The sequence below is a fragment of the Selenomonas ruminantium subsp. ruminantium ATCC 12561 genome, from assembly GCF_000424065.1.
Classification (GTDB): domain Bacteria; phylum Bacillota; class Negativicutes; order Selenomonadales; family Selenomonadaceae; genus Selenomonas_A; species Selenomonas_A ruminantium.
On sequence record NZ_AUJE01000057.1, the window covers coordinates 1 to 9,962 of the forward strand.

10 protein-coding genes are annotated in these 9,962 nt (G+C 49.8%); all 10 read left to right on the plus strand.

The genetic code is table 11. The features are described 5' to 3' along the window. A partial coding sequence (locus G598_RS0114415; RefSeq protein ID WP_026767530.1) for an RNA-guided endonuclease InsQ/TnpB family protein occupies positions 1-950 on the plus strand: 950 nt, incomplete at its 5' end. A gap of 290 nt (positions 951-1,240) precedes the next feature. Continuing rightward, entirely contained in the window at positions 1,241-2,305 is a 1,065-nt protein-coding gene (mnmA, locus tag G598_RS0114420; RefSeq protein ID WP_026767531.1) for a tRNA 2-thiouridine(34) synthase MnmA, read from the plus strand. A gap of 154 nt (positions 2,306-2,459) precedes the next feature. Beyond that, entirely contained in the window at positions 2,460-3,080 is a 621-nt protein-coding gene (locus tag G598_RS0114425) for a peptidase C39 (RefSeq protein ID WP_026767532.1), read from the plus strand. A gap of 16 nt (positions 3,081-3,096) precedes the next feature. Next, complete coding sequence (locus G598_RS18150) at positions 3,097-4,302, plus strand: M20 metallopeptidase family protein (protein WP_051180380.1); 1,206 nt, start codon at positions 3,097-3,099, stop codon at positions 4,300-4,302. 76 nt (positions 4,303-4,378) lie between these two features. After that, positions 4,379-4,699, plus strand: coding sequence for a YezD family protein (locus G598_RS0114435; protein ID WP_026760252.1), 321 nt, complete (start codon positions 4,379-4,381; stop codon positions 4,697-4,699). Between the two features lie 82 nt (positions 4,700-4,781). After that, positions 4,782-5,540 (plus strand): esterase family protein, encoded by a 759-nt coding sequence (locus G598_RS0114440; protein ID WP_026767533.1) that lies wholly within the window; start codon positions 4,782-4,784, stop codon positions 5,538-5,540. 6 nt (positions 5,541-5,546) lie between these two features. Beyond that, positions 5,547-6,791, plus strand: a complete 1,245-nt coding sequence (locus G598_RS0114445) for an ATP-grasp domain-containing protein (protein ID WP_026767534.1) — start codon at positions 5,547-5,549, stop codon at positions 6,789-6,791. 193 nt (positions 6,792-6,984) lie between these two features. Beyond that, on the plus strand, positions 6,985-8,013 hold the full coding sequence (locus G598_RS0114450; RefSeq protein WP_026767535.1) for a sulfate ABC transporter substrate-binding protein: 1,029 nt from the start codon (positions 6,985-6,987) through the stop codon (positions 8,011-8,013). 18 nt (positions 8,014-8,031) lie between these two features. After that, positions 8,032-8,856, plus strand: coding sequence for a sulfate ABC transporter permease subunit CysT (cysT, locus tag G598_RS0114455; protein WP_026767536.1), 825 nt, complete (start codon positions 8,032-8,034; stop codon positions 8,854-8,856). Between the two features lie 364 nt (positions 8,857-9,220). Continuing rightward, complete coding sequence (locus G598_RS0114465; RefSeq protein ID WP_026767537.1) at positions 9,221-9,784, plus strand: peptidoglycan recognition protein family protein; 564 nt, start codon at positions 9,221-9,223, stop codon at positions 9,782-9,784. Positions 9,785-9,962: the final 178 nt, after the last annotated feature.

Below are 9,962 nucleotides of genomic sequence, written 5' to 3' on the forward strand. Positions count from 1 at the left end.
AGGAGCACAAGGAAAAGTATCTTGGCCGTCCAAAGCTGCCGAAATATAAGGAAAAGAACGGCAAATTCATACTGGTGCTGACAAACCAGAATTGCAGGCTGAAGGGAGCCGAGGTCATATTTCCCAGGTCTTTTCGTGGTTTCAAGGCAGTTCCCGAATTTATGAAAGACAAAGAAAGCCAACGGGAGTTTGATACATTTCAGCAGGTGCGGTTTATCCCCGATGGAACGAATATTGTCATGGAGATAGTCTATACCATAAAGGCGGCTCCGCAAAAAGAGGACAACGGCAGATATGCGGGTATAGACATAGGCGTGGATAACCTGCTGACAATGGCAACGAACACAGGAGTGACCCCACTGATTGTAAATGGGCGGGTGCAAAAGTCCATAAACCAATTCTACAACAAGAAACTGGCCTGCCTGAAAAGTGTCTGTCAACAAATGACCGGACAGTATTCGTCTAATAGGATTCGGCATTTTACGGCAAAAAGGAATCGTAAGATTGCTGACTACATGCATAAGGCCAGTAAATTGATAGTTGAAAAATGTACAGAACTGGAGATAAATACCATTGTCATAGGACAAAACAAGGAATGGAAGCAGGAAAGTAAATTATCCCGGCGAGTCAACCAGCACTTTGTGCAGCTTCCTTTTGCCAGACTTATCCAGATGATTGAGTACAAAGCAAGAGAACGAGGCATAGCGGTCCTCCTGACGGAAGAAAGCTATACGAGCGGTACATCATTCCTGGATAAAGAAGACCCGGTAAAGGAAAACTATGACAAGACTCGCAGGATACATCGCGGACTGTTCCGAGCAAACAATGGCAGACTCATAAATGCTGATGTTAATGGAGCTTTCCAGATAATGAGAAAAGTATTCCCGAATGTTTCGGCAGACGGGATAGAGGGCGTAGTGCTGCGTCCGGTTGTGGTAGTTGCTGCGTAGACCGCTTGCCTGGTGCGGACTTATCCAATACTCGGCATGTCGAGAGCAGTTAATGAACAATAAAATTTGTAAAAATCTTTAACAATATTTGTTAAGATTGCTTATAAATACAGCATGACTGTACAAAAATAATGAAACACTATCTTTTTAATAGTAAAGTATATACTTTTGACATTTGATGTGTCAACTTGTAAACCTGCGCACTTAAATACCTATTGACATGATAGGCTAAAGAGTATAACATTAGGTCATCATGGACAGTGAACGATAGAGAGGAAGAATTTTTGGCTATGAGCAGAGGTAAGGTAATCGTGGGCATGTCCGGCGGGGTGGACAGTGCGGTGACGGCGTATTTGCTGAAGGCGGCAGGTTTCGAGGTTATTGGCATTACGTTAAAATCGTGGGAGAGTGGCAGCAGCAAGTGTTGTGAGATCGATGAGGCCGCTCGGACGGCGGATATTTTGGGTATTGCCTATTATCCCTGGAATACGGTGGCATGTTTCCATGATTATGTGACGAAGCCTTTTGTGGCGGATTATGAAGCGGGGCGCACGCCCAACCCTTGCGTGGAATGCAACCGCTATGTGAAGTGGGAGCAGCTGTTAAGTGTGGCAACCCACATGCGGGCAGATTATGTGGCGACCGGTCACTATGCCATCATTGAGCGGCTGGAAAATGGCCGCTATACCCTGCGGGCGGGCGCAGATAAGCAGAAAGACCAGTCCTATATGCTCTACAAACTCACGCAGGCACAGCTTGCGCGTACCATTCTGCCCTTGGGGAGGCTGACCAAAGCCGAGGTGCGGGACATTGCCCGCAAAGCAGGGCTCAATGTAGCGGATAAGGAAGATTCACAGGAAATCTGTTTTGTTACCGAGGGCAGTTATACCGATTACATCGAGGAATACAGCGATAAGGATTTGACGGCGGCGGGGAATTTTGTCGATGAAACGGGCAAGGTTTTGGGTCAGCATAAGGGGATTATCCATTATACCGTAGGCCAGCGGAAAGGCTTGGGGCTGGCGTTAGGCTATCCTGCTTATGTCAAGGAGATACGCGCCACCGCCAATGAAGTGGTCATAAGCGGTGAGGAAGGGCTATACACGCAGGAAGTTTTCTGTAAAGACCTGTGCTTTATGTCGCGTGAGGTTGTAGAAGGCGAAGATGTTTCAGCGCAGGTAAAGATACGCTACCACCATGCAGGTGCGGCGGCCAGCTTGCAGCGTATCGCTGACGACCAGATAAAGATAAACTTTGCCGAGCCTGTCCGCGCTCCGGCACCCGGTCAGTCGGCGGTATTTTACGATGAGCAGGGCCATATTATTGGCGGTGGGAAAATTTTTTTGGCAAAATAAATTAAAGCCTATTGACATAATAGGTGTAATGTTGTAACATAAGGTCATCGTCAGGTGGACGAAAGAACTGACTGGATAACCGGAGGTTTTGCAAGAACGTGAATTCTGTGCAAAACCTCTTTTTTATTAGGTATGTAGGAGAGGTGACCTGTTTATGAAAAATCCCTTGCGTTATCAGGTATCGGAGTATGATTGCGGGCCGACCTCCATGCTCAACGCGATTTCCTATCTGTTTGAGCGCGAAGAAATTCAGCCGGAAATCCTGCGCAACATCATGATTTATTCGCTGGATTGCTATGGCAAAGGCGGTGTGCCCGGCAAAAACGGCACTTCCCGCATGGCGATGATGTTTTTATCCCGCTGGCTGTCCGGTGTGGGCGAGGCAGGGCTTTTGCCTATCGAAAGCCAATATCTTTCGGGCAAAGCGGTGTATTTCGGCGAGAACAGTCTGGTGGTGGATGCCTTGAACCGTGGCGGCGTGGTGGTCGTGCGCCTGCATATGGACGGGGAACATTATGTATTGCTGACTAAGCGGGATGGGGAAAAGATTTATCTTTTTGACCCGTATTATATGACGGAAAATCCGTTCGGTGAGGAGATTGTATGCACCTTGTCGCAGCCACTGTCCTATAACCGCGTTGTGCCTTTTTCCTGCTTTAACCGGGAGGATGTTGCGCCGTATGCTTTGGGGCGTGCAGGGGAGCGGGAGGCGGTCCTGCTGTTTGATACCCGCAATAAACTTACGGCAGAACGGACGATTGAATATTTTATTTGAGAACGGGGGGAGCGATATGTTTCATTGTGACAGCGGATTTGCCCGGGAATGCCGCAGATGGCTGCATCAGCATCCGGAACTGAGCAATCAGGAATACAATACGGCGAAATTCATTCGGGAAAAATTGACCGAGTTTGGCATAGAATATCAGGAAGTGGAGAAAACCGGAACCTTTGCGTGGATAAAGGGGCACCGTGACAATGGCAGAACGATTCTCCTGCGGGCGGATATTGACGCACTGCCCATTGAGGAGCAGACGAATTTACCCTATAAATCCGTAAATCCAGGTGTCATGCATGCCTGTGGCCATGATATTCATACGGCGGCGCTTCTGGCGGCGGCCAAGAAACTTGCCGAGCTGCAAGACCGCTTTGCTGGTACGGTACTGCTGGTCTTTCAGCAGGCGGAGGAATTTGGTCATGGTTCGCAGTATTTCCGGGAGCAGGGACTCTTAAACAATTACGATAGGGCTTTTGGCGTTCATATTGCCCCCGATGTGCCAGTCGGGACGTTGGTGTTTTCGCGCAAGGAAGATGCGGCCTCCTGCGATTTTTTCCGCATAAATCTGACGGGCAGGAAAGCGCATACTTCAAAACCGCATCTGGGCAGGGATGCCCTGCAGGCAGGCGCGGTATTGGTGGGCGAAATCAGCAAGCTTTCGGGCAGGCTTTTGCCGTCGGATGAACCGGTCAATGTGGGCATTGGCGTCTTTAAGGCAGGAACTTCCTATAATATTGTAGCTGATAGTGCCCTTATCGAAGGCAGTTTTCGGGTCTTCTCAGAGGAAAACCGTGAAAAGCTCAAGGCGAAAATTCACGAGCTGGCGGAAAATATAGCCGCAGTGTACGGTGTGCAGGCGGCAGTGACCTACGATTGCAATGCCAGCCCATTGATTAACGATGAACAAGCGCGGGAAGAAGCAGCGCAGATTGCCCGGAAACTTTTGGGCGAGGATAAGGTGACGATTTCTGAAGCACCGGTCTTTGGCTTTGCCGCCGATGATTTTGCCGAGTACATCAAGGACGTTCCCGGCGTATATGCACATGTAGGAACCGCCAGGGAGGGTTCGGACTCAGCCAGAGTGCTTCATAGCGAAAAACTGGCACCGGCAGAAGAAGCGGTGGAGGTTGCCGCCGATTTGCACATTAACTACGCCTTGAACTTTTTGGGGCAGGATAAAGAATATCTTTCTGAACTGAATGACACTTTAGCAAAAATTTAACATTTTTCATTACACCCATTGACATGATGGGTGTAATAGTGTAACATAATGCTATCGTCATTTAGGAGAGATGTGTATGAAGGATGTACCTGTTGATGTATTGAATTACATTATGTCGGTTTTACGGGGCCTGTACTTCGGGGAAGTGGTACTGATTGCCCAAAATGGTGTTCTGATTCAGGTGGAGCGTACCGAAAAGATGCGTGTGCATCCTTGGCAGGGCATTCCCAAACCTGCGGAATGGTCGGAGGATACCGAGCGGAATTTGCGCCGCACCATTGAGCGGGAGCTTGCCAGCCTTTATTATGGCCGCTTGAGCATCATCGTAAAACAGGGTACAGTTACCCATTTTGACCGTTTGGAAAAACAGCGGTTTATGGATGGCGATGGTATTTGACAAGTCAAAGATAAATAACGGGTAAACTCCAGACGGGAAAAGTCTGGAGTTTTTCTTAAGAAGGGATAAGGGGGATGATGAAATGGTAAAAGAACATATCAGTTGGTACAGTGAGCGCTTGCAGCGGGATATGAGCATCCGCATCTATGGGGACAAGGGGACGCCTGTTTTGGTGTTTCCCACGCAGGATGCCATGAGCGATAATTTCGAGAACTTCGGCATGATTGATACGCTGTCTGGGTATCTAAATGAAGGAAGGATACAGCTCTTTTGCGTGGATACGGTGGATACGGAAACCTGGTCAAATGTCTGGGGAGATAAGGGCTGGCGTGCCAGCCGTCAGGAAGCGTATTATAACTATATCGTGGCGGAGGTCTTGCCCTTTATCGCGGACAGGAATGGCACGGGCAGACTGCCCATCGTGACCGGCTGCAGTTTGGGCGGTCTGCATGCGGCGATTTTGTTCCTGCGCCGTCCGGAACTTTTTGCGGGGATATTGTCCCTGTCGGGCGTTTACGATGCCAAGTTCTTCTTTGATGGCTGGCTGAATGAAACACTTTATGAAAATTCGCCGATGGATTTTTTGGCGCAGATGCCGCCTGACCATCCGTATATCCGGCAGTACAACGAAAAGCCCATCATTCTCTGTGTCGGTCAGGGCGCCTGGGAAGACGAAGGCCGCCGTACGACCGCCATTATGGGCGATATTTTCCACGCCAAGGGGATTCATGGCTGGACGGATTTTTGGGGTTATGATGTGAACCACGACTGGTGTTGGTGGCAGAAGCAGATTTTGTACTTCCTGCCCTATATGCTGGGTGAAACAAGAATTGGAGGCTAATAGCAAATGAATTTTGTATTTATTTCCCCGCATTTTCCCAAGCATTATTGGAATTTCTGTGACCGCCTGCATAAAAATGGCGTGAATGTGCTGGGGATTGGTGACTGTCCTTATGATGCGTTGGACAAGCGGCTGAAGGATTCCCTGACGGAATACTATTTCGTGCCGGACTTGTCGGACTATGAACAGATGTACCGCGCGGTGGCGTATTTTGCCTTTAAGCACGGGAAGATTGACTGGATTGAGTCCAATAACGAATTCTGGCTGGAGCAGGATGCCTGTTTGCGCACGGATTTTCATGTGACCACGGGTTACCAGTATGAAAATATTGCCAGCATCAAGAACAAGTCCGCCATGAAGGAGTTTTATGCCAAGGCGGGCGTGCCGACGGCGCGTCTGCATAAAATCACGGACATTGAAGCGGCGCGGAAGTTTATCGCGGTAGTGGATTACCCGGTAATCGTCAAGCCGGATGTGGGCGTTGGTGCCTGCGATACATTCAAGCTTGAAAATGATGCGGATTTGCAGGAATTCTTTGCCAAAAATCTGCCTGTGCCCTATGTGATGGAGGAGTTTATCACCGGGGATATCTGCTCTTATGATGCCATTATCGATGCCGATTCCAAACCGCTGTTGGAGTCCATGACGGTATGGCCGCCTTCGGTTATGGATATCGTGCTCAAACAGCTAGACTTATCCTATTATACGGCTGCGCATGCCCCGGCAGAGTTAAAAGGAGTAGGCCGGGCTACGGTCAAGGCGTTTGGCGTCAAGAGCCGCTTTGTCCATTTGGAATTTTTCCGCCTGACCAAGGCAAAGGCGGGCTTGGGCGATGTTGGGGATTTTGTAGGGCTCGAAGTCAATATGCGCCCTGCGGGCGGCTATACGCCGGATATGATTGACTTTGCCCATTCCACCGATGTGTATCAGGTTTGGGCGGACATGGTGACGGACAACTATCGGAAACTGCCGGACAGCGGTGAGCATTGTTACTGTGTCTATGCCAGCCGCCGTGACTGCCATCAGTATGTGCATACCCATGGCGAAATTATGGAGCGCTATGGCGCGCAGCTGGTTATGTGTGAGCGCATGCCGGAAATGATGGTGCCGCAGATGGGCAATCAGATGTATACCGCCAAGGTGCCGAGTCAGGATGCCGTAGATGAATTCATTCATTTCGTGCTCGACCAGGCAGTGGCAGAGGATACGGCTGCTGAGGAAACGGAGGTAAAATTTTGCCTTGCCTATTGACATGATAGGTGTAATAGTGTAACATAAGGTCATCGCAAATGAACACAAGTGTTAAATGCTTGTGTGAAGTAAATACGGTTCAGTGAACTGACCAAAAAAATTGGAGGTTCCACAAATTCCTTGCGGGGAATTTTGTGGAGCCTCTTATTTTATATAGGAAATTATTTATATTTATGTTGGGGAGGTAATCATAATGAAGTGGTGGAAAACGGCAAGTGTGGCATTAGGAATACTAACGGCAATCGGTTTTGCCGGCTGCGGCAGTGAACAGGCGGCAAATAATGCCGACAGCAAAGGGGCAGGGGAATTTTTGAATGTGTCCTATGACCCGACCCGCGAACTCTATGCCGAATTTAATCAGGTGTTTACGGGGGAATGGAAGAAGGAAAGCGGTCAGGATGTGGAATTCCGTCAGTCCAACGGTGGTTCCGGCAAGCAGGCCCGCTCGGTCATTGAAGGCTTGGAGGCGGATGTCGTGACGCTCGCTCTGGCGTATGACGTGGACGAAATCGCGCAGGCAGGGCTTATCGACAAGGATTGGCTGAAGAAATTTCCCGATAACTCCGCACCCTATACTTCGACCATTGTCTTCCTCGTGCGCAAGGGCAATCCCAAGAACATCCACGACTGGGACGATTTGGTACGGGATGATGTGAAAATCGTCACGCCGAATCCCAAGACTTCCGGCGGTGCCCGTTGGAATTACTTGGCGGCCTGGGAATATGCCCGTCAGAAATTCAATGGCGATGAAACGCAGGTCAAAGGCTTTATCAAAAAGCTGTTTCAGAATGTAGTGGCGCTGGATTCCGGTGCCCGTGGTGCAACGACCAGCTTTGTGCAGCGCGGTCAGGGCGATGTACTGATTGCCTGGGAAAACGAAGCCTTGATTACGCTGAAGGATTCGCCGGATTATGAAATCGTGGCGCCGTCCCTGTCCATTCTGGCTGAGCCGTCCGTTGCGGTGGTGGATAAGGTCGTGGACAAGAAGGGCACGCGCAAGGTGGCTGAAGCCTACATCAACTATCTCTATTCCGAAAACGGGCAGGAAATTGCCGCCAAGAATTTCTATCGTCCGCGCAATAAGACGGTTTTTGAAAAGTACAAGGGCCAGTTCCCGGAACTCAAGCTCTTTACCATTGATGATGCCTTTGGTGGCTGGACGAAAGCCCAAAAGGAACATTTTGCCGATGGCGGCACCTTTGACCAGATTTATCAGAAGTAAGTGTAAGGGGGAAGTGTTATGCTGAGGCTGGGGCAGGTTATTCCGGGCGGCGGGGTCGCCTTGGGGATTGTGTTTTTCTATCTGTCGTTGTTGATTTTTTTGCCGCTGGGCGCGTTCGTACTCTATGCTAGCGGCATGAGCGGAGAAAGCTTTATCCGGCAGGTGACGGATTACCGCATGGTGCATGGCTATATGCTGAGCTTTGGCTGTGCGTTTGCGGCGGCCGTGATTAATGCCGTGTTTGGACTGCTCTTGGCCTGGGTGCTGGTGCGCTATAATTTCCCCGGCAAACGTTTGATGGATGGGCTTATCGACCTGCCTTTTGCCCTACCGACGGCAGTGGCGGGCATTGCACTGACCACGCTCTATGTGGAAAATGGCTGGCTGGGCCAGTTCTTCTATGCCGCAGGTATTCCGTCGGCGTTTTCGGCGGTGGGCATAACCATTGCGCTTATCTTTGTGGGGATACCCTTTGTCGTGCGTAGTGTCCAGCCGGTGCTCCGGGATTTGGATGGTTCCTTGGAGGAAGCGGCGGCCATTATGGGGGCGGGGAAATTCCTGATCTTTCGCAAGGTGATTTTCCCGGAACTTGTGACACCGCTGATTAGCGGCTTTGCCCTGGCCTTTGCCCGGGGGATTGGCGAATATGGCAGTGTGGTTTTTATCGCGGGGAATATGCCCTATGAAACGGAGATTGCGCCGCTGCTCATTATGACAAAGCTGGAGCAGTTTGATTATCAGGCGGCTGCGGCGGTGGCGATTGTGATGCTGGGGATGTCGCTGCTAGTGCTGCTTATCTTGAATGGGTATCAGCATTATCGATTACAACGATTGGGCGTTTGATGGAGTGCATTGTAAGGGACGGCAGTGGCTCGGCGCAGGTGCTTACTTTTTGACCTGTGCGCAAATGGCTCCTTCGCTAATACCGTTAACTTAGCTAAATGCTCCGGTTACCACGTCGCGGCTTTCAGCGTTGACTTAGATTTTTCTTTTTGGAGCCAGCCTTCGGCAGTGCGCTCCGGTCAAAAAGCAAGCACCTGCGCCAAGTTACGTTTGGTAAAGACGTTTCTTGGTGCAGGTGCTTTTATGTCATGGTGTATAGGGATGTGATTTCGCAGGCAGGATTTATTTGGGCGGGAGGCGAAATGTTGGAGGTATATAAAGATTGGTGGAGAGCGGATTGGAATTTTGGTAAGGGGGGCTTGTGATGAACAGGCGGGAGTTTTTGTGTTTGGGGGCGGCCTGTTTGCTTGGCGTGGCAGATGGGCAGAAAATCGTGGAGGCTTCTTATTATGAGCCGATGATTTATAAACGCTTTTTTCAGTTTACGGAATATGAAGAGCGTTCGGTTACGGATGCTTTGGTCATTCATCATACGGGATTTCCGGATGTGGATAAGGATTCTACAGCAGCGGAGATTCATAAATTCCATCAGGAAGAACGGAAATGGGCGGGGATTGGCTATCATTATCTGATTCGCAAAGATGGCATGATTGAGCAGGGGCGGCGTCCGAAGGCGATAGGCGCGCATGCGCTAGGGCACAATAAGCATTCTTTGGGGATTTGCCTGGCGGGAAATTTTGATATCGGTAAGCCGACGGATGCGCAGATGCAATCGGTCAAGGAGCTTTGTCGGTGGCTTTGCAAAAAATATGGACTTGACCCGCTGGGAAAGGGCGTGATTGTGGGGCATCGGGATGTGAATGATACAACTTGTCCGGGGAAGAATCTTTATAAAAGGCTGGGGGAGATTCGGAGGTTTTGCGTTTGAAGAATTGTGCGTCTTGGGACAAATTGCAGTTTATCGATGTCATTGCGAGATTGAATTTATTTGTTACTTCTCAGTTTGGGCAGAGGTGGTAATACTTTTCGCCGTTGCACGAAATGACCCACAAGGAAATATATGGGCTTTTTAGTCACCTGCGCCGGGCAAGACCGGCGGCGCGTAT